Source organism: Mucilaginibacter sp. OAE612 (assembly GCF_041806395.1).
Classification (GTDB): domain Bacteria; phylum Bacteroidota; class Bacteroidia; order Sphingobacteriales; family Sphingobacteriaceae; genus Mucilaginibacter; species Mucilaginibacter rubeus.
This window is the reverse complement of record NZ_JBGMUW010000001.1, coordinates 1486019-1506114: the sequence shown is the minus strand read 5'-3', so window position 1 is coordinate 1506114 and position 20096 is coordinate 1486019. Positions and strand designations below refer to the sequence as shown.

At 41.9% G+C, this 20096-nt stretch carries 18 protein-coding genes; 12 read left to right on the top strand and 6 right to left on the bottom strand.

Annotated features, from left to right (window positions below; all coding sequences use genetic code 11):
- Positions 1-335 precede the first annotated feature (335 nt).
- From ABID99_RS06300 to ABID99_RS06260, 9 genes are all read left to right on the top strand, one after another.
- The gene (locus tag ABID99_RS06300) at positions 336-2900 is read left to right on the top strand and encodes a DUF5686 family protein (RefSeq protein WP_373613220.1); all 2565 of its coding nucleotides are present in this window, start codon (positions 336-338) and stop codon (positions 2898-2900) included.
- Positions 2901-2929: 29 nt separating this feature from the next.
- Entirely contained in the window at positions 2930-3670 is a 741-nt protein-coding gene (locus ABID99_RS06295) for a CDP-alcohol phosphatidyltransferase family protein (protein ID WP_090526345.1), read from the top strand.
- Positions 3671-3931: 261 nt separating this feature from the next.
- On the top strand, positions 3932-4555 hold the full coding sequence (locus ABID99_RS06290) for a sterol desaturase family protein (RefSeq protein WP_373613219.1): 624 nt from the start codon (positions 3932-3934) through the stop codon (positions 4553-4555).
- Between the two features lie 2 nt (positions 4556-4557).
- Positions 4558-5493, top strand: coding sequence for a phosphatase PAP2 family protein (locus ABID99_RS06285; RefSeq protein WP_373613218.1), 936 nt, complete (start codon positions 4558-4560; stop codon positions 5491-5493).
- A 264-nt stretch (positions 5494-5757) separates the two neighbouring features.
- A complete protein-coding gene (locus tag ABID99_RS06280) occupies positions 5758-8109 on the top strand; it encodes a carboxypeptidase regulatory-like domain-containing protein (protein WP_373613217.1) in 2352 nt (783 codons plus the stop codon).
- Positions 8093-8599, top strand: a complete 507-nt coding sequence (locus ABID99_RS06275) for a hypothetical protein (RefSeq protein ID WP_373613216.1) — start codon at positions 8093-8095, stop codon at positions 8597-8599. Before ABID99_RS06280 ends, ABID99_RS06275 begins: the two co-directional genes overlap by 17 nt.
- A complete protein-coding gene (locus ABID99_RS06270) occupies positions 8586-8855 on the top strand; it encodes a hypothetical protein (protein ID WP_373613215.1) in 270 nt (89 codons plus the stop codon). Before ABID99_RS06275 ends, ABID99_RS06270 begins: the two co-directional genes overlap by 14 nt.
- A 417-nt stretch (positions 8856-9272) precedes the next feature.
- The gene (locus tag ABID99_RS06265) at positions 9273-10034 is read left to right on the top strand and encodes a hypothetical protein (RefSeq protein ID WP_373613214.1); all 762 of its coding nucleotides are present in this window, start codon (positions 9273-9275) and stop codon (positions 10032-10034) included.
- Positions 10035-10142: 108 nt separating this feature from the next.
- Complete coding sequence (locus tag ABID99_RS06260) at positions 10143-10700, top strand: CAP domain-containing protein (protein WP_373613213.1); 558 nt, start codon at positions 10143-10145, stop codon at positions 10698-10700.
- A 109-nt stretch (positions 10701-10809) separates the two neighbouring features.
- On the opposite strand, the gene ABID99_RS06255 is transcribed toward ABID99_RS06260, so the two are convergent.
- The 4 genes from ABID99_RS06255 to ABID99_RS06240 all read right to left on the bottom strand — a co-directional run bounded on the left by ABID99_RS06255 (position 10810) and on the right by ABID99_RS06240 (position 13530).
- On the bottom strand, positions 10810-11058 hold the full coding sequence (locus ABID99_RS06255; RefSeq protein WP_090526331.1) for a DUF1456 family protein: 249 nt from the start codon (positions 11056-11058) through the stop codon (positions 10810-10812).
- A gap of 22 nt (positions 11059-11080) precedes the next feature.
- On the bottom strand, positions 11081-12382 hold the full coding sequence (locus tag ABID99_RS06250; protein ID WP_188832764.1) for a DEAD/DEAH box helicase: 1302 nt from the start codon (positions 12380-12382) through the stop codon (positions 11081-11083).
- Between the two features lie 146 nt (positions 12383-12528).
- Entirely contained in the window at positions 12529-12798 is a 270-nt protein-coding gene (locus tag ABID99_RS06245; RefSeq protein ID WP_090526329.1) for a hypothetical protein, read from the bottom strand.
- A gap of 54 nt (positions 12799-12852) precedes the next feature.
- Positions 12853-13530 (bottom strand): pseudouridine synthase, encoded by a 678-nt coding sequence (locus ABID99_RS06240; RefSeq protein WP_373613212.1) that lies wholly within the window; start codon positions 13528-13530, stop codon positions 12853-12855.
- Between the two features lie 199 nt (positions 13531-13729).
- Between ABID99_RS06240 and ABID99_RS06235 the strand changes: the two genes are divergently transcribed.
- On the top strand, positions 13730-14878 hold the full coding sequence (locus tag ABID99_RS06235) for an acyltransferase family protein (protein WP_373613211.1): 1149 nt from the start codon (positions 13730-13732) through the stop codon (positions 14876-14878).
- A gap of 104 nt (positions 14879-14982) precedes the next feature.
- Here the strand turns inward: ABID99_RS06235 and rlmF are convergent, their stop codons facing one another.
- Both rlmF and ABID99_RS06225 read right to left on the bottom strand, forming a co-directional pair.
- Complete coding sequence (gene rlmF / locus ABID99_RS06230; protein WP_373613210.1) at positions 14983-15945, bottom strand: 23S rRNA (adenine(1618)-N(6))-methyltransferase RlmF; 963 nt, start codon at positions 15943-15945, stop codon at positions 14983-14985.
- Positions 15946-15971: 26 nt separating this feature from the next.
- Positions 15972-16442 (bottom strand): nucleoside triphosphate pyrophosphohydrolase family protein, encoded by a 471-nt coding sequence (locus tag ABID99_RS06225; protein WP_217633138.1) that lies wholly within the window; start codon positions 16440-16442, stop codon positions 15972-15974.
- Positions 16443-16709: 267 nt separating this feature from the next.
- Here ABID99_RS06225 and ABID99_RS06220 point away from each other — a divergent pair, with 267 nt between their 5' ends.
- Both ABID99_RS06220 and ABID99_RS06215 read left to right on the top strand, forming a co-directional pair.
- Positions 16710-17033 (top strand): hypothetical protein, encoded by a 324-nt coding sequence (locus tag ABID99_RS06220; protein ID WP_373613209.1) that lies wholly within the window; start codon positions 16710-16712, stop codon positions 17031-17033.
- A 281-nt stretch (positions 17034-17314) separates the two neighbouring features.
- Entirely contained in the window at positions 17315-20089 is a 2775-nt protein-coding gene (locus tag ABID99_RS06215) for a TonB-dependent receptor domain-containing protein (RefSeq protein WP_373613208.1), read from the top strand.
- Positions 20090-20096: the final 7 nt, after the last annotated feature.

Genomic DNA, 20096 nt, shown 5'->3' with positions numbered 1-20096 from the left:
AACCGGCCAAGCCGTTGTTTGAGTTTAGTTATAATTACAGTAATATGATAGCGTAAATAGCTGTAAACAATATTTGACTTTTTGACCACATTAGTCTGTAGTGATTTTTTTTACCTTTGGCCTGTTAATTGTAAACTCCGTAATAACCATCTGCCGGGAGTGTACAAAACAAGGTAAGTGTAGAGAGATTAAGCGGCAGAACAATGAAAAACATACGGAGGCGGGCATAATTAATCTGCCAAAAATATTTGAATAACTGATACATACCTCTTTATCCGATAATAAAAGTGTTAAGCCGAAAAAAGAAGTTTGTATTTGCACAATGCACAAAGTACATGGATTGTAAAAAATTTTATAAAAGCTTATTTTTCTTAATACTGTTCTTCTCTGCTTCGGCATTATATGCGCAGCAAACGGTAATAACGGGTACTGTTACCGATGCAGGTAATAAACAAACCTTGCCTTCTGTTAGTATTTCTTTTACGGGCAGCACTACCGGTACCACTACAGATGTTAATGGCAAATATCGCCTGGCTACAAACAATCAGCAATATAAACAAATCAAAATTTCATTTTTAGGCTATAAAGATGCTTTTTTAGCTGTTGTTCCCGGTAAAGAGCAGGTTATCAATGTAAAGATGTTCCCCGCTTCTCAGCAACTTAACGAGGTTGTGGTAAAATCGGGCAAAAAACCTAAGTACCGTAATAAAGACAACCCCGCTGTTGAGCTGATCCGTAAGGTTATCGAAAATAAAGAAAAGAACCGCCCCGAAGCATACAACTATGTTGAATACAAGGAGTATGATAAAATGATGTTTGCACTAAGCAATGTATCCGCCCAGTTTTCGGACAGGAAATTCTTTCGCAAGTATAAGTTCATTTTAGATAACCGCGATAGCTCATTGGTACCAGGCAAATCATTGTTGCCTATTTATCTTGATGAAAAGCTGCAGCAGGTTTATTACCGCAAAAACCCCGAAAAAACAAGGGAAGATATAACCGGCCAAAAAAGTGTTAACTACGGTGCGGGTATCGATAATGAAGGGCTTACCCAATATTTCAAGCACTTATACAACAAGGTTGATATTTATACCAACAACGTATTTTTGATAACCAGCCAGTTTCTTAGCCCAATATCTGACAACTCGCCGAACTATTACAAATACTTTATTGCCGATACCATTGTTGACGCACATAACCACAAACTGGTTAAGCTTGACTTTACCCCCCGCAATACAACCGACGTACTTTTTGAGGGTAGCATATACATCACGCTTGATGGTAACTACGCTGTACAAAAGTGCGACCTGACCATTAATAAACATATCAACATCAACTTTATCAGGTCGATGACTGTTAACCTGGAGTTTCAGCAAAACCCCGATGGCCGATATCATCTGAGCAAAAGTACTACCATTGCAGATTTTGGCGCTTCCAAAAAAGATGCAAAGAGTGGTTTATTTGGTATCCGGGCCATAACCTACAGCAATTACGTGGTTAACAAACCCCGGCCGGATACAACTTACCAGGGATCGCCATATGCTGAATTAAGCGATGAAGTGAAACATCGCCCCGAATCCTTCTGGCAGGAAAACAGGCCGGATACTTTAACGCTTGCCGAATCAAAGGTTTATAAAAACATCGACAGCTTGCGTAATATGCCTTCGTTTAAACGTACGGTTGATATAGCAACGCTCCTGCTTGCAGGCTATAAAGGCTTTGGTAAATTTGAGTTAGGTCCTGCCAACACATTTTACAGCTTTAACCCGGTTGAAGGTTTCCGTTTACGTGTAGGCGGCCGTACAACACCCGAATTAAGCAAACGTTATTATTTTGAAACTTATGCAGCTTATGGTTTTAAAGACGAGCGCTGGAAGTACTTTTTAAGTGCAACCTACTCCATTAATAATAAATCTATCTATCGTTTCCCTCAAAACTATATTAGGGCAAGTTTTCAGCGTGACACCAAAATCCCTGGCGCAAGCCTGCAGTTTGTGCAGGAGGATAATTTCCTGTTATCGTTTAAGCGTGGTGTGAACGATAAGTTCCTTTATAACGATTTTTACAGGTTTGATTATTTACACGAACTGGAAAGCCATCTTTCGTTTGCCGCGGGCTTCAAAAAATGGACCCAAGAGCCGGCGGGATCATTATATTTTGATAATATTGTTAATGATCTGCCAAATTCTATCCATCATTTAACCACCACCGAGCTTACCGGAAGTATCCGCTGGGCACCTCATGAGCAGTTTTACCAGGGCAAGATCTATCGCATCCCTATCCCTAACAAATACCCGGCCTTTGAACTTGATTATGCTCAAGGTATTAAAGGCTTATTTGCCGGCGAATACAATTATCAAAAGCTTGACTTCCGTGCCGATAAACGTTTCTATTTTTCGCAGTTAGGTTATGCGGATATTAATGTTTCGGCAGGTAAAATCTTTGGTTCGGTGCCCTACCCTTTATTAACCATACACAGGGCTAACCAAACTTACGCGTATGACCTCGACTCATACAACTTAATGAATTTTTTGGAGTTTGTGAGTGATAAATATGCCAGCTTCAGGATAGATCAGCACTTCAGCGGTTTCTTCTTTAATAAAATACCTTTGCTAAAGAAATTGAAATGGCGCGAAACCGCATCGTTAAAAGTACTATACGGCGGCCTGTCTGATCAAAACAATCCTTCGATACATCCGTCATTATATCAATTACCCGTTGGCACTGATGGCGTGCCGATTACTTATACATTGGGCAAAACGCCTTATGTTGAGGGTAGTGTTGGTATTGAAAATATATTTAAATTTATACGCATAGATTTTGTGAGGCGCTTTAACTACCTTGACCAGCCAAACGTTGCCCAATGGGGCCTGCGCACAAGGGTTAAATTCGACTTTTAATCATTGCACCTAAATAAGCAGAGAGAAAAATGGAACAGCAAACAACAACACTTAGGAGATCATTCAGAACCAACCTACAGTTAGGGATATATAAGGTTATTGATCCGTTTGTGAAGATCCTTATAAAAATAGGCTTAACCCCCAATGCAGTTACTACCATAGGTTTTGTACTTAATGTAGGCGTTGCAGGGATATTTATTTTAGGTGCCGAAGAAGGTAACCGCGGCGACCTGAGCTATGTTGGCTGGGCCGGCGGCCTCATCCTTTTTGCAGGCTTATTTGATATGCTTGACGGTCAGGTAGCCCGCTTAGGCAATATGAAATCAACCTTTGGTGCTTTGTATGATTCCGTACTTGACCGCTACAGCGAATTGATCATGTTCCTGGGCATTTGCTATTACCTGGTAGCACATCACTATTTCCTGAGCTCGATAGCCGCCTTTATAGCACTGATTGGCTCAATGATGGTTAGTTATGTACGTGCACGTGCCGAAGGTTTAGGTGTTGAAATTAAAGGCGGCTTAATGCAAAGGCCAGAACGTGTGGTAACCATCGGCTTATGCGCAGCACTTTCAGGTATAGTAGCCCAGTATATTGGCGGTAACTATAAATTGTTTGTCCCGGGCATCAAATTTCATGTATTTGAAACCATATCGATATTTACTATCCCATTGGTAATACTTGCCGTTTTAACCAATATTACGGCTTTTAACAGGCTAAGAGAAGCTAAAAAAGCTTTAATTAAACTGGAAGAGGAAGAAGGTAAGTAAGGCTGTAGTTCTAAGTCAAAAGTCTTAAGTGAGGACGTTGAATTACTTCTCTTAAGGCTGTGAACTTTAGACTTAGAACTTTAGGCTTAAGACTTACCAACAAATATCATATCTTCGCAACAATAAAATAAAGGCATTTACACTTAGCAATATCTTTGCTAAAATTGCTTTTTGTTGGTTAAAGGCCAGCCATTCTGAACAATTTTAACACCCATAAACAGGCAGAGAGATCGTAAAACATTTTAAACCCTGATTATAACAATGAAAAAGAAATATATATCCAACTCGCAGGAATCGGTGCGAATGTTTAAGAGCGACTTTTTAGAAGGCTTATCAAAGGTACATTATACCGTGCCCCTGTACATTTTTGTGCCCGTTATTGGATATTGCAGCTATAAATTCTTTGACCTGGGATTGGATGTATTAACCTATCTTTGCCTGTTTATTTTCGGCCTCTTCATCTGGACTATCACCGAATACATCATGCACCGCTTTGTTTTTCACTATCAGCCAAGCGAAAAACTGGAATGGGCACAACGTCTGCATTTTATCATGCATGGCGTGCATCATGATTATCCGAGCGATGCCAAACGTTTGGTATTGCCCCCGTCATTAAGCATTCCGCTGGCTACAGGCTTTTTCTTTTTGTTTAAATGGTTATTGCCTGTAAACTACATCTGGGGCTTTTTTCCGGGCTTTATTTTGGGCTACCTGTTTTATGACATATCGCACTATGCCATGCACCATTTTAATTTTAAAAGCGGGCTGTTCAAAAAAATAAAACAACACCATATGCTGCACCACTACCAGGATCCTGAAAAAGGCTATGGTGTGAGTTCACCTTTCTGGGATAAAATTTTCCGTTCAGATTTCTTAAAAAAATAGCAATGACCAATGCCAATACAGGCGTAACAGTAAATATCCGGTCGATAATTATTGTTTCACTGCTTTCCATTGCTTACCTGGCGTTTTCAACTTTCCTTATTGGTTATAAACCAGATGAGCTTACACTGGTAGTTATTTTCAATGTGTTATTCTATGCATCGGCAATAACCCGCAAGTTTATATTAGGCTTCACTATTTTCATAGTGTACTGGATTGTTTTTGATTACATGAAGGCCTTCCCCAATTATAATTACAACCCCGTACATATTGCCGAGCTCTATAATGCAGAGAAACACCTGTTCGGCATTCATTTTAACGGCAAACTGCTTACACCCAATGAATACTGGCTGGCCAACAGCAACACTTTTATTGATGTGTTATCGGGCTTATTCTATTTATGCTGGATCCCCGTGCCGCTGGGTTTTGCCGCTTACCTGTTCTTCAAAAACAAAAAACAGTTCCTCAATTTTTCGTTAACGTTTGTTTTGGTGAATATCCTGGGCTTTATAGTTTACTACGCCTACCCTGCCGCACCACCCTGGTTTGTTCAATATCACGGATTTCATTTTATTCCGTTAACCATGGGCAACACAGCCGGGCTGGCTAGGTTTGACGCCTATTTTCATGCCGGGGTTTTTAAAGGGATTTATACAAAAGGATCAAACGTGTTTGCTGCCATGCCGTCGCTGCATTCGTCATACCCTGTTATAGTGCTTTACTACGGCTTAAAAAACAAGCTGGGACTTGCTAATATCTTTTTTGCGGTGGTAACCGTTGGCATCTGGTTTACGGCGGTATATGCAAGCCACCACTACGTGCTCGACGTGTTAGCCGGTATCACTTGTGCGGCATTAGGTATTGCCTTATACAATGTACTGTTAAAAAAAATCCCGGGTTTGCAGTCTGCTTTAAATAAATACCAAAGGGTAATCTCGTAGTGTAACATCTTGCTTACACAATTAGCGGATTGTTAGCGTTTACTACAAATTATCATTATATTAAATATAAGCAAAAAATACTGAAACTTTATCAATATTCCCCGAAATACATTATCAATTTTTAACGTTTCACCAACCTCCCCTTAACACCGCAGATGCATTTTTGCCTTAACTAAAAATGTTAAAATGTTAAGGATAAACAAAGTTTTTTTTAAAAAGTTGTGCCTTTTGGGCATATTCAATTTATTTTTAATAACGGCGGGTATGGCACAAACCAATTTGGCCGGTATTTCAGGGAAGGTTTCCGGCCCGAATGGTGAAGCCCTGCCAAATGCAACCATTACCGTTAAAAATGAGTCGACCGGGTTTGTAATCAAAGCTACAACCAATTCAAAAGGAACATTTCTGTTAAAGGAGCTTCCGCTGGGCGCGCCTTATAGCATAACGGCAGAAATTATGGGCATGACTGCACAAAAACAAACCGGTTATGCTTTAAATCAGGGCGACTTGCTACAGGTTACGTTTGTAATGACAGAAAAGATCCAGGAACTCAATGTTGTTGAAGTAAGAACTACCACAACCCGTAACAGGATCGAAAACATTGGCTCATCCACTGCTGTTACAGCTAAAGATATAGCCAAGTTACCGGTAAACGGTCGTAATTTCACATCCCTGGCCGATTTATCTCCATTGAGCGCGGGAAGCAGCTTAAGCGGGCAGCTGGGCTCAGCTACAAATTATACCATTGATGGCATGGCGGCACGCAGTACTATAGCCGGTGGCCAACCAACCGGTGCTTACTCTATTTCGCTTGAGGCTGTAAGGGAATTTCAGGTAGTTACCAATCAATATGATGTTACTTATGGCAATGCCGGCGGCGGTACAATAAGTACGGTAACCAAATCAGGAACTAACGTATTATCAGGGAGCGCTTTCAATTATGCACGTGCAAATTGGCTATCCAGTCCATTTGGATTAAATGGATTAAAACGTAACCAGTCGTTTTCTACTTATCAATATGGTTTTTCATTAGGAGGCCCTATTGTTAAAGATAAAGCGCAATTCTTTATTGCGTGGGATCATCAGGCAGATTCAAGGCCACTTTATATTGCCAATATCCAATCTGCAGATGACGAAAAACGAAACAATGTAACCCAGGCCACATTAGATAACTTTTTGAGCATAGCAAGGGCTAAATATGGAGTTGCCAATACCCCACAGTTTGGTCAGTTTGATAAATTTAAAAATACTCACGCTGCTTTTGCACGTGTCGACTGGCAAATTAATTCCAAAAATTTGTTTACCATCCGCGATAACTTTATCTATGACCTTGACAACCAATCCGACGGTGATAATACTGCCATAAACATCTACGAAGTTTACAGCACGCGCAAAAGTTTAAATAACAGTGTAATGGCCTCATTGCGTAGTATATTCAGCCCTAATTTAACCAACGAACTGAAAGTGCAGCACTACTGGGAGTACAACAAGATGTTTGCAAACAGCCAGTTACCTGCCGATAATATTCCCCGCGCTATTGTGCAGAATATTTCCTCGCTTGCAGCAGATGGATCCACTTATTCAACCGCCATACAGTTGGGAGGGCAACGTTACGGCGGCGACTATTTTAATAATAATGTAGCACAGCTAACCGACAACTTGTACTGGACCAAAGGCAAGTATAACTTTACATTTGGTGGAGGGTTAACTTTCACCAACCAAAATTCTATTTACGGCAGCGAAACCAATGGACGTTTTTACTTTACAGGCTTAACTAATTTCAATAACCTTACACCCTATCGCTTTGCAAGGGATATTTATACCTCATCAAACCGGAACATTAAATTTAACATACTTGCACCTAATGCTTACGCCCAGGTACAAACCAACTTGTTTCCGGGTTTTGAAGTAACCGCCGGGGTACGTATCGATTACACCGATTACCTTGACCAGGCAAATTTCAATCCTACGGTTTATAAAACTTTAGGCTTAAATACATCTAACAAACTGGCTACGCTACAAATTCAACCGCGTTTGCAAACCACCTGGGATGTAGGGCAAAATGGTAAAGACATTGTCAGGTTAGGTGGTGGCATTTTAGGTTCGGCATTGAACCCTTATTCTATGATAAACAATATGCTGTTTGATGGCTCACACATTTTAAGTGTTGATCTTAACGGCAGCCAGGTGCCTACCCCTAACTTTCCGGCTTACCGCAAGGACCCTGCAACAGCACCAGGACAGGATTTACTTAATAACCCCGCCATACCCAAGCTTGCTACTATTAATATGAATGGCAAGGATGCTAAAGTACCAACGGTTTACAAAGCCAACTTGTCTTATTCGCACTTCTTTGCTCAAAACTTCAGGGTTACAGCATCCGGCTACTTAAGTTTAGGCCGCAACAACTATACTTATCTGGATAAAAACATGGTTGATCAGCCGTACTTCCGTATTGCTTCCGAAGATAACAGAGGTGTATATGTTCCGGCAAATACAATAAACGCGTCAAATGGTTCGGCAGACTGGACACAAGGCAGAAAAACAACTGAAGTAGGCAGGGTACTGGAATTAGAAAGCAAGGGAAGAGTTAACCCAGATGGCTTTTGTTATTGATGCCGACTACAAATATTATAAACAGGGCGAAATCTCCGTTTCTTATACATGGAATCAAGCTAAAGACAATACATCATACAACGGAAACGTTGCTAATACGGCTACGCTTGTACAGTACGTAAAAGATGACCCACGTAACCTGGGCGGCATGAATTATTCTGATAACCAATTCAGGAATAAGATTGTTGCTTACGGAAGTTCGCCAACATTTCATGGCTTTAGCGCAGGCTTGCGATTTTCGGGGATAAGCGGCACCAGGTATTCTTTATTGGTGAACGGTAACGTGAACGGCGATTTTGTGGCCAGTAACGATCTGGCTTACATTTACGATCCGAATGCAGCGTCAACACCTCAATACATAAAAGACGGGATCAATGCGATACTGAACAACCCTAAGGTAGAGCAAAGCGCCAAAAATTACATAGTTAAAAGTTTCGGAAAAATTGCTGAACGTAATGGAGGAGTAAACCCGTTTTATGGCGGTATTTGATCTACGGTTGATTAAAAGGGTAACGCTATTAAAAAAACAGTATTTTGAAATATCTGTCGACTTATTTAACGTGGCCAATTTATTGAATAAAGAATGGGGCGTTAACCATAACCTGGGTGCAACTCCTATTTATACGATTAAAAGCTTCGACCCTGTTAAAAAACAATACGCATACGCGGTTAACACAAATGCAGGGGTATCCAATTTAAGCGGCAACCCTTACCAGTTTCAGATAGGCTTAAGATATGGTTTTTAATTATCAACCCTAATTAACAACAATAGCGAAAACCTTGTAAACCTTTACGGCTCTGCTTTGAATAGCATAGGATTTTAATGGAATAAAGCTTTGCGATTGGCAACTTTTGACCTTTAAAATCCTTGCTATTGTAAATACCCATTAGTGCAAAATCTCTTTTTCTATACAACTTTATGTATTAAAGCAGGCAGTGTGGAAAACGTACAAACATTTGTTAATTAATATTTCCAGGGCTATCCTCCTGAAAAACAGCCCATACATTTCAAAAACGAACAAAAAGCCAAGCACCTTTCACAAACACCCATGGCGGTGATCTTAAACAGGCACGCTATTTGCCTAATTACAAGTGGATTATTGTATTTTCGAGTAATCTGTTATATGAAGAGACTTTTTACCTTACTTTTTATTCTGACAGCTATGCTTAAATTATCCGCACACGCCAGTGAGCTTGATAGCCTTAAGCAAAAATTACAGGTTACCAGCGACTCGTTAAAAGGCCCTATTTATACCCAAATAGCTGCCCATTATTTAGGATATGATACCGTATCAACCCGGCGGATGAAATACTATTTCCAAACCGAAGCGCTTAACTACACTATGCTCGCCCTGCATAGCTATTCCACTTATAACGATACTTTAGGCTTGCGTACAAGCTTTAACGCGCTTGCAAAGATTTACCGCTCACAGCGTAAATTCAGCCAGGCCAAATGGTTCATTTTGCAATCGAACACCATATCAAGGCAAAGGAAGGATACCCTTAATATTATCAACTCGCTCATAGAGCTTGCAGCCATTAAAAGCGACATCAAAGACTACAAACTCAGTATGAAGGACCTGAACGATGCTTTAACATTGTCGCTCAAAACCCACGATCCTAAAAAAGAGTCGATAGTGCAGGTAGGCTTTGCCGAACTGTACCGGAAAATGAACGATTATGATAAAGCTGCAGTAGCCATTAAGCGCCATGAGTTTTTAGACGATAGCCTTAACCAGGTCACAGTCGACAGCATTGCCAAGGTAGCTGCTGCCGATTCGATCAAGATCAAAAAACAGGATTCGGTGATAGCCAAAAAAAAAGTATTTACCAAAAACTCCAGGCGCAGGCCAATGCTAAGATACGCCAGGCACATAACATCGTTATCGTCCTCACCGTCACCACTATTATTCTCGTCGTTATAGCTATCATTATTATTTACAGGCGGAAGAAAACCGGTCGCTGGCGTTCTGCTATCAGGCGGCCTAAACAATAATTTAAACCACAGGCGTTTAAATTGTCAAATCATCAAGATGAAAAAGTTGATCGTATTATTTGCTGTGCTGTTATCCCTTGGTAATGCCTACAGCCAAAGCAGCAAACACTTCAGGACCGAGTTTTTAAACAGCATTAATGCTACACGCCAGAAAGGCTGCAATTGCGGCAGCAAATATTTCCCGCCGGCGCCTCCTCTTACCTGGAATGATGATTTGGAAGATGCAGCCATAGGCCACGCTAAAGACATGGCCCGCAAAAGCTATTTTAGTCACGACAGTAAAGATGGCCGCAGCATGGAAGACCGCATAGTATACGCCGGTTATAAATTTAAAGGCTTCAAAAGTTTTGCCATAGGCGAAAACATAGCCCAGGGCCAGCAAAGCATTGCTGAAGTGATGGCAGGCTGGTTTAAAAGCGAAGGCCATTGCCGTAACCTCATGAACCCGGACTTTAAGGAAGTAGGTGTAGCTGAATATAAAACCTATTGGGTACAGGATTTCGGGGGCAGAACCTCATTTTCGGCTCAGCAACAAAAGTTGATTAAATCAGGGAGATACAGATTAATACAGGAAAAGCCTGTGGAAGGGCATTGATTTTTGTCTGAACCGGGATTTCATAGGATTTTTCGGAAGTCAGGATTTTGTCTGTGAAATCTAACCAATCTACTCATTCTTGCCGTTGTTGGAGTTACCTCCAACAACCTTACTTCCCTGCCTCCGGTTTCGGTTTTGGCTCCCTTGGGCCGCGTTTGTAGATGATGAGACCATTCAGGAAATTACGCAGGATCTGATCGCCGCAGGGTTTAAAGTTGGGGTGGTCATCAGCGCGGAATATGGCGCCTATTTCGGCTTTGGTGATCCTGAAATTAACTAATGCCAAAACCTTGATAATATCATCATCAGTAAATTTCATTGCCACCCTCAGCTTTTTCATGATATCGTTATTACTCATAGTATTCTTCTTTTAAACAAAATTACCTCGAAATTTCCATCTTCACCTTTTTGCCCTTAATTTTTTCGGCCTTTACCTGCTTTACTACACTTTCTATTTTATCGCGCTTGATAGCAGCGTACGATGAGTAGTCAAGCACTTCTATCAAACCAAGGTCCTCCTTTGCCAACCCGCCTTTTTTAAGCAGCAGGCCTACAATATCCACCTTGTTAACTTTATCCTTTTTGCCGGCGGCTATGTACAAGGTAAGCCAAGGCGATGCAGGCGGCAATATCAGTTTTTCGGGCAGTTCTTCAATCTCGGGCAGTTGTTTTAAGTATGGCAACTTTTCATCGGGTGTTAGCATCAGGTATGATGTACCTTTAGCGTTCATACGTGCTGTGCGGCCGTTACGGTGTAAAAAAGCCTCCTCATTATGCGGCAGCTGGTAATGTACCACATATTCTATTTCAGGGATATCCAGCCCACGTGAGGCCAGATCCGTGGTGATCAATAAACGGTGACTTCCGTTCCTGAATTTTAACAGGGCGCGTTCCCGGTCGTCCTGTTCCATACCGCCGTGAAAAACATCATGCTCCAACCCCTTGTACCAAAGCAACTCGCTGATCCTGTCAACCGCTTCACGGTGATTACAAAACACAAGGGTTGCTTTATTACCAATTTTACAGATCAGGGCAAAAAGTGCATCCAGTTTATCGGCAGCTTCGGATATCACCGCTTTTTGTTTAATATCTGGCGCCGAAGTAACATTACTTAAAAAGTTCACTTCAACAGGTTTAACAATTCCAGTAAAAGCAGGAATCTCATCCATCTTAGTCGCCGAAGTCAATATCCGCTTTTTAACAACGGGCAACTGCCTGATGATATAAGCCATATCCTCCTGGAAACCGAACTCGAGCGCTTTATCAAACTCATCGAGAATAAGCGTACGTACAGTATCGGTACTAAAATTTTCTTCCCGCAAATGAAAGGCAATCCTTCCCGGCGTACCAACCAAAACTGCAGGCGGGTGCGAAAGGTTATTGCGTTCAATTTTCACGGCATGGCCGCCATAACAGCAATTGATCTTGAACCCTGTACCCATAGATTTCCAAACCTGCTCAATTTGTAAAGCAAGCTCACGCGATGGCACCAGGATCATCACCTGTACTGTAGAAACACCGGCATCAAGCAGGTTAAGCAAAGGCAATAAAAAACCAAGCGTTTTCCCCGAGCCTGTAGGTGATAAAAGGATTACATCACCTTTTTTAGCGGCACTAAGCGCGGCAAGCTGCATGGGGTTAAGGGCAGTTATGCCGAGGTTACTCAATGCCTGATCAATCATGATTTATTTTTGTTGAGGCGCAAAGATACGGTAAAATTTTCCCGGGGGACCGATTATATGCATCTGCTTAGCTATTAACTTAACAGACTAAAAAAACGGGGGAATGTGCGATTCCCCCGCTTGAGGGGATTTTTTGCTTTAGTTCCCTACTCCGCCACTTCCGTTTTAAAATTATGCTTAATAAACCTCGCAACCTTTTTAGCTTCCCGATGGGTTAAATTTCCCATACAGGTATATTCCCATTCGTGCATGTGATCGTCAAAAACAATATCTCCAAGATCTGTTTCCCCTTCACTTAACCTAAATACGCCCGTTGCATACACATGTGTACCGGGTATCAGCTGTTGCACCGCTTCAATGCCGATCTGGCGTATACCATCTTCGGTATCCAGATCATAGATTACCGACTTTTCCATCTATCAACTACAATACTAAGGCCGTTTTGTTTAAATAACTACCTGAAGACTGGCTTACCAGCCCATGATCTCCATAACCCGGGCAAATTCGGGTTGAAGCGCGGCCTTGATCGTTATTTCTTCGCCGGTTATAGGGTGCTTAAAAGTTAACTGCGATGCATGCAGCAGCATGGTTGTCATTTCCCATTGCTCTAAAAAAAGCTTATTCTGTTTATTACAACCGTGGGTGCGGTCGCCTATAATGGGGTGAAAAATATGGCTCAAGTGCTTGCGTAATTGATGCATACGCCCGGTTGTGGGCACAGCCTCCACCAATGAATACCTTGAAGTTGGGTGTTTACCGAATGCGATATCAAGTTCGGCCCTTTTCAGGGTAGTGTAACTGGTAAACGCGTCCTGCAAAGTGCCGTTCTCTTTGCGTAGTGGGTAATTTATATCTTCCGCATCAGGTGTATGACCCCTTACTATGGCCAGGTATTTCTTGCTCACCTGGTTTTCCATAAATGCTTTTTGCATGGCAATCTCTACCTCTTTATTAAAAGCAAAAAGCAGGATCCCACCGGTTTTACGATCGATACGGTGAGCAGGGTTAACTTTCATGCCAATTTGATCCCGAAGCAATTGCAGGGCAAACTCTGAAGCATCGGCTGCTATGGGCGACCGGTGAACCAGCAACCCATGGGGCTTGTTGATGGCAATCAGGTGCTCGTCGCGGTATATGATCTCTAACATGGGCATAATTACAAGGCTGCGAATTTACGGCAGCATTTTGGATTTATTTCTGAAATCTTTCTACCGTAGGGCGCTTCGCATTAAAATACCTCAACAAATCTTTTTAAACAGCTTTTAAAAGTTATTGATGTAAAAAAATAATTTTAAATAGTGTTGCTTTTCCTATCTTTAGTTCACACCTAAAAATACAATTAAACTAATGGCTACCTCAGCAGACCAGGCAAGTGCAAAACAAGCCGACGACATTAACGCGGCCCGTACCCGTTTATTTTCGTTGGATGCCCTTCGGGGATTTGATATGTTTTGGATCATGGGCGGCGAAGAGATCTTCCACGGCATGGCCAAAGCCACCGGTTCACCTTTCTGGGGCGCTATTGCCAACCAGTTCACCCACCCCGACTGGAATGGTTTTCACCTGTATGATCTTATCTTCCCGTTGTTCCTGTTTATGGCAGGCGTATCAACCCCATTTTCTGTGGGGCGCGAACTGGAAAAAGGCAAAACACGCCAGCAATTGTTGTTCAGGGTTATAAAACGGGTATTTATCTTAGTGCTGCTTGGCCTTGTTGTAAACAACGGAATAAAAATTATGCCTATTGCCGAAATCCGTTTCCCAAGTGTGCTTGGGCGTATTGGTATCGCTTATATGTTTGCCAATATCATTTATCTGTACAGCAAAGAACGCTGGCAAATGTTTTGGTTTTGCTTTTTCATTATCGGCTACTGGCTGCTGCTTAAATTTACCTCAGCCCCGGGTTTCCCTATGGGCGACCTGACCATGAAAGGCAACTTTGCCTCATACGTTGACCGCAGCATACTACCGGGCCGGTTGTATTTAGGCATCCACGATCCTGAGGGGCTTTTTTCAACCATCCCGGCCATCAGCACCGGCATATTGGGCATCCTTACCGGCCTGTTGCTTAAAAAGGGCGGCGTTACGCAAATGCGCAAGGTAACTACCATGGCTGTAGTAGGTATCATCTTCCTGATTCTCGCACAAATCTGGAACCTCGATTTCCCGATCAACAAAAACCTGTGGACAAGCTCATTTGTACTGCACGTAGGCGGTTTAAGCCTATTGCTGATGGCATTATTTTACTATATTATTGATGTAAAAGGCTATCAGAAATGGGCATTTTATTTCAGGGTGATAGGCATGAACTCCATTTTGATTTATATTTCGGGCCACTTTATTAAATGGAGTTATACTACCGAAGGCTTTTTCGGGTGGATAGGCCAGTTAGTTGGCGATCCGTATAACATTGTAGTAATGGCTATTTGCTTCGTAATGGTAAAATGGGCGTTTTTGTATTATCTATATACCAAGAAGACATTTTTGAGAGTGTAAGCTGAACCTTGATTGAAAGGATTTTAGGATAACCATGAATTAAAAAGCATCAAGGCTATCCTAAAGTCCGGCAAATCAAGGAAATATCACGGCATCCTTTAATCCTATAAATCAGGGTTCAACCACATTTTCTGCTCCTCCGGCGTTAAGTAAGTCCAGGCCATAATACGGCTTACCTTTTGGCCTTGCGACATATTGATGGTTTGCACATCTTTTACGCCTTCTTTTTGAAGGGTATTATATAAGATCCTGAGATTTTCTTTTTTTGAAACCAGCGTGGTAAACCATAAAACCTGTTTCTCAAATGGCTTACTCTGTGCTGCCATCAGTTTCAGGAATGCAGCTTCGCCCCCGGGATACCACAACTCGGTATTTTGACCGCCGAAATTAAGTATAGGCTGTTTATCCTTTCTTAAACCAAGGTTATCCCATTTACGGGCCGAACCGGCAGCAGCCTCCTTAGCAGAGGCGTGGAAGGGCGGGTTACAGATTGTAAGATCAAATAACTCGCCGGATTTAATGATCCCTTTAAAAATATCGGCCTTCTTGCTTTGCTGTCTCAATTCAACAGCAACCTTTAACTGGCTGTTTTGCTCAACAATACTTTGTGCCGATGCCATAGCCTCCAGGTCGAGCTCTGAGCCAACAAAGTTCCAGCCATATTCTTTGAAACCTACTATGGGATAAACCAGGTTAGCACCTGTTCCGATGTCAAGCACACGTACTTTCCGGCCTTTGCGCACAACACCGTTATTAACAGAAGCAAGCAGATCGGCCGCATAATGAATATAATCGGCACGGCCAGGTATAGGCGGACATAAAAAACCTTCGGGAATGTCCCAGTAGTTTATACCGTAATGATGCTGCAGCAATGCCTTATTAAGTGTTTTTACTGCTTCCGGATCGGCAAAATTAATGGTAAAATTATCATATTCATTAGTACGCACAAACGGCCTCAGGGCAGGCGTGGCTTTGATCAATGCTTTAAAATCATACCCCCCGCGGTGTTTATTACGCGGGTGCATATTGGTTTTAGCCTGAGGCTGGTTGGATTCTTGTGCTGACAATGGAATAGTGTTTTTTTAGTTTATGATTAACCCACAATGCCATTCAGATCGGCAGGCGAATAATTGATAGATTTTAATGTTTTATGGTCAGAGGTGCGGTATACCAGGTACAAGCCGTCTATCTCTTTATAGTATGCATCTGTATTGGCCGTATTTTTATAATGCTCGATGGTTTTTTCGGCCTCCTCAACTGTTTTGCAGGCTTTGCTCATGTTGGAGCGGTGAACCTCATCAAACAGCTCTTTAAATTTTGAGCCCAAACCAAATTCAAGTACCGCTCCTGATAATACATATTGCAGATCGCAGAGGGCATCAGCTACTTCAACCATGTTATTATCATTAACAGCCTGCTGCAGTTCTTTTAGTTCTTCGGCAATAAGTTCGATACGCAGATCACAGCGTGCTCTTGAGGGTATTGCAGGTTTTTCAATTATAGGGTGCTTAAAAGTGGCATGAAATTCGGCTACCTGGGTTAATGCACTTAAATCTTTGATCATGTTGTTTTAGGGCGATAAATAAACGGCTAAGTTAAGAATTAACCCTAAGGCTTTCAAAAAATTAGTATAAGCCGTATTAGGCCAAAGGTTATAAAACAAAAAAATAAATAAAGCAACAACAATTAATAGCACTGATTATCAATTAATAAAAATTTAACATAAATAGCGATTGTTAACATAAACATAATATTAAAACCACATTATATTAACCTAACTTTGCACCGCGCAGGAAAAAACTGTGCTTCACCCGATCTCCAATCCATTCACATGAAAAATATAAAAGATAAAGCCGCTACTAAACAAGCCCGCAAAATTCTTAAGAAGCAATTAAAAGAAAAATTAGTAATCCAGATTGAAACCCTGGTAAGTGAATTTGGCCCCGATGCCGGCAAAGCTAAAAAGGCTATCGACAAAGCTGCAAAAAACCTGGCAAAAATATTGGCGGCTAAATTAAGTCCTGAAGTACACGCCGCTCCCGCTGAACTCAAAGCAAAAAAGGAGAAAAAAGCAACCGAAGCAGCATCGGCTACTCCTGCAAAAGCGCCTGCGAGCAAAACAACAAAAGATACCGAGCCTGAAAAAGCCATTTAATTAAAAAAAACAAACGACAAAAAAGACATTAAATTCATTTTTTTAATACCAAAAAAGCCAATTGTTAAGGATTAAGACCTTTCAGCAGTTGGCTTTTTTTATTAATTCAACAATGTGGCATAAAAAAATACAGCAATGCCAATATTTTTCATCACAAATCACCCAAAACAGTAAATTACGAGTGCAAATCTTCCAATAAAATTGTTTTATATTGACAATTATTCAATAATTATTAACTTACGTTAAATTAACATTATTTCAATAGCCATAACCTCCGTTTTATGAAGAAAATTTTACTATTCACCCTCGTTTTGCTAACCATAACTCCCCTATTGGCATTAGCACAAAAGAAAGCTATAACCGGAATCGTTACCGATGCGGCAAGCAATGCACCAATGCCCGGGGTGTCGGTACATATAAAAGGGAATAATTTAGGTACAAGCACCAACGCAAAGGGGATATACACCATTTCGGCAGCGGCAACTGATGAACTGATTATAAGCTATACGGGCTACAAAACCATAACAGTTGCTATTAATGGACGTACTAAAATTGATATTACACTGGTTGGTGATATAGCCCAATTAAATGAAGTAGTATTAATAGGTACACGATCTGCCGGGCGGGTAAAACTTGAAACGGCGGTTCCTGTTGATATTGTTAATGTGGGTAAAGCGGCCTCAGTAACCGGTCGTATGGATATTACCGACATCCTTAACTACTCGGCTCCATCATTCAACTACAATAAACAATCCGGTTCGGATGGTGCCGACCACGTTGAATTGGGTACATTACGCGGCTTAGGACCTGATCAAACCCTGGTATTGGTGAATGGCAAACGGCGGCATTCCACTGCTTTCGTTTCGGTATTCGGTACGCGCGGCCGCGGTAACTCCGGTGTCGATCTGAGTTCGATCCCAACGGCATCTATCGACAGAATCGAGATCCTTCGCGACGGCGCTTCGGCCCAGTATGGCTCTGACGCTATTGCGGGTGTTATCAACCTTGTTTTAAAGAAAACCACCGGCGTGTTTAATGCCAACGTTGGTTATTCTGGTTACTATGATCCCGCCTTTAACAGTGGTAAAAGTGTTGTTGCCTCTCAATACCCTCACGGTGGTGCTATTGATGGCAATGGTATCACCATTGATGCCAATTATGGTTTGGCTCTTGGTAAAAACGGTGGTTTCATCAATTTTACGGGCGACTATGCCAAAAACGGCAAAACCTTTCGCCAAACCCATGATACCACAACCTCAAATCCCAAAGCATTGCCTATAAACCCTTACAGGCGTGCCAATGGCGATGGATCGGCCGAGAGCGGCACATTCTTTTTCAACCATGAATCACCTCTTGCCGGTACCCGTACAACTTTATACAGCTTTGGCGGCTATAGCTATAAAGCATCTGATGATTATGCCTTTACCCGTAATTTCTCTGGTCGCCCCGAACGTTTCCCTACTGACAACAGTGGTAACATAATCCCTGTAAGCGGCATTATTTTTACTACTCCCGACGGCGAATCATATTACAATCCCATTATCCGCACCCATAATACAGATCTTGCCATTGCCGTAGGCGCAAAAGGTACCCTGGGCAATGCCTGGGACTGGGATTTGAGCAATAATATCGGTAACAATAAGTTCCACTTTTTTGGCTATAAAACATTTAATGCTTCTTTAGGGGCTGGTAAAACCAATTTTGACGACGGCGGATCGGAGTTTTTACAAAACACCAGTAACCTGAACATCAACAAACATTTTGGCAATGTAATGCAGGGCCTTAACCTTGGTTTTGGCGGCGAATACCGTTACGAGCGCTATAAGATCTTTTCGGGCGAAGAGGCATCCTACAAAAATTATGATCCAACTGGCGTAAAAGCGGCAGGCTCACAGGGCTTCCCCGGCTATCAGCCCGGTGATGTGGTAAATGCCCACCGTTCGGTAGAAGGTGTATATGTTGATCTTGAAGGCGATATCACTAAAAAATGGCTGGTCGATTTCGCTAACCGCTATGAACATTACAGCGACTTTGGCTCAAACTTTAATACCAAACTGGCTACACGCTATAAAATTACCGATAACTTTAACATCCGCGGTTCATTGGGTACAGGTTTCCGTGCACCATCGTTACAGCAGATCAATTACAGTTCAACCTTTACCAACGTACAGGGCACGGTGATATCTGAAGTTAAAATAGCGCCAAACTATAGCCCTATCACCAAAGCAGCAGGCATCCCTAACCTTAAACAGGAAAAATCAAAAAATGCCGGTTTAGGCTTTACCTTTAAACCAATGCCTGAGTTAAGCTTTACTGTTGATGGATACTATATTAAAGTTACCGACCGCGTTGTGCTTTCTGGCCAGTTCAGTGCCGATGACGAAACCCTCGACCCTACATTTACCAATGCCCTGAAAAACCTGCATGTAAGCTCTGCCCAGTTTTTTGCCAATGCTGTAAACACTACCAACAAAGGTTTGGACGTAGTTATTGACTACAACAAAACTATTGGCGCCAACAGGTTCAGGGTACTTTTTACAGGCAATTTCCAAACCATGAAGATTGACAAGGTAAACTACCCGCCTATACTTGGTACTACCCCTGCCTTGCGCGAAACATTTTTGAGCGAGCGCGAAAAGAAATTCATCCTGGCATCGGCCCCGCCTCAAAAACTTAGCTTAAACCCCGAGTTTAGCCACAAAAGCTTTACCGTAGGTACACGCTTTACTTACTTTGGTAAAGTTGTGATTGATGGCTATGGCGACGGTACAACCCTCACCCCTACCGTACCAACCGATAATGGTTCGGCACAACTACCCGACCAATATATTTACAGCGGTAAAGTTGTAAGCGACCTGTATTTTGCTTATAAAGTGGCGAAATCGGTTCGTGTATCTATAGGAGCGGATAACATTTTTAACGTACATCCTGATCTGGCTTATGTAAAGGGAGCTAAGGGATGGGCTTATAACAACGAACCATCAGGTCCGTTTGATGCCGTACAGATGGGCGAAAACGGCCGCCGCTTTTTTGCCCGGGTAGGCTTTACATTTTAAATAATCA

Excerpts from the sequence above, each read along its gene's own strand:
- ABID99_RS06300 (WP_373613220.1), top strand. The coding sequence starts at position 336 with ATGGATTGTAAAAAATTTTATAAAAGCTTATTTTTCTTAATACTGTTC.
- ABID99_RS06295 (WP_090526345.1), top strand. The coding sequence starts at position 2,930 with ATGGAACAGCAAACAACAACACTTAGGAGATCATTCAGAACCAACCTA.
- ABID99_RS06290 (WP_373613219.1), top strand. The coding sequence starts at position 3,932 with ATGAAAAAGAAATATATATCCAACTCGCAGGAATCGGTGCGAATGTTT.
- ABID99_RS06285 (WP_373613218.1), top strand. The coding sequence starts at position 4,558 with ATGACCAATGCCAATACAGGCGTAACAGTAAATATCCGGTCGATAATT.
- ABID99_RS06280 (WP_373613217.1), top strand. The coding sequence starts at position 5,758 with ATGGCACAAACCAATTTGGCCGGTATTTCAGGGAAGGTTTCCGGCCCG.
- ABID99_RS06275 (WP_373613216.1), top strand. The coding sequence starts at position 8,093 with ATGGCTTTTGTTATTGATGCCGACTACAAATATTATAAACAGGGCGAA.
- ABID99_RS06270 (WP_373613215.1), top strand. The coding sequence starts at position 8,586 with ATGGCGGTATTTGATCTACGGTTGATTAAAAGGGTAACGCTATTAAAA.
- ABID99_RS06265 (WP_373613214.1), top strand. The coding sequence starts at position 9,273 with ATGCTTAAATTATCCGCACACGCCAGTGAGCTTGATAGCCTTAAGCAA.
- ABID99_RS06260 (WP_373613213.1), top strand. The coding sequence starts at position 10,143 with ATGAAAAAGTTGATCGTATTATTTGCTGTGCTGTTATCCCTTGGTAAT.
- ABID99_RS06255 (WP_090526331.1), bottom strand. The coding sequence starts at position 11,058 with ATGAGTAATAACGATATCATGAAAAAGCTGAGGGTGGCAATGAAATTT.
- ABID99_RS06250 (WP_188832764.1), bottom strand. The coding sequence starts at position 12,382 with ATGATTGATCAGGCATTGAGTAACCTCGGCATAACTGCCCTTAACCCC.
- ABID99_RS06245 (WP_090526329.1), bottom strand. The coding sequence starts at position 12,798 with ATGGAAAAGTCGGTAATCTATGATCTGGATACCGAAGATGGTATACGC.
- ABID99_RS06240 (WP_373613212.1), bottom strand. The coding sequence starts at position 13,530 with ATGTTAGAGATCATATACCGCGACGAGCACCTGATTGCCATCAACAAG.
- ABID99_RS06235 (WP_373613211.1), top strand. The coding sequence starts at position 13,730 with ATGGCTACCTCAGCAGACCAGGCAAGTGCAAAACAAGCCGACGACATT.
- ABID99_RS06225 (WP_217633138.1), bottom strand. The coding sequence starts at position 16,442 with ATGATCAAAGATTTAAGTGCATTAACCCAGGTAGCCGAATTTCATGCC.
- ABID99_RS06220 (WP_373613209.1), top strand. The coding sequence starts at position 16,710 with ATGAAAAATATAAAAGATAAAGCCGCTACTAAACAAGCCCGCAAAATT.
- ABID99_RS06215 (WP_373613208.1), top strand. The coding sequence starts at position 17,315 with ATGAAGAAAATTTTACTATTCACCCTCGTTTTGCTAACCATAACTCCC.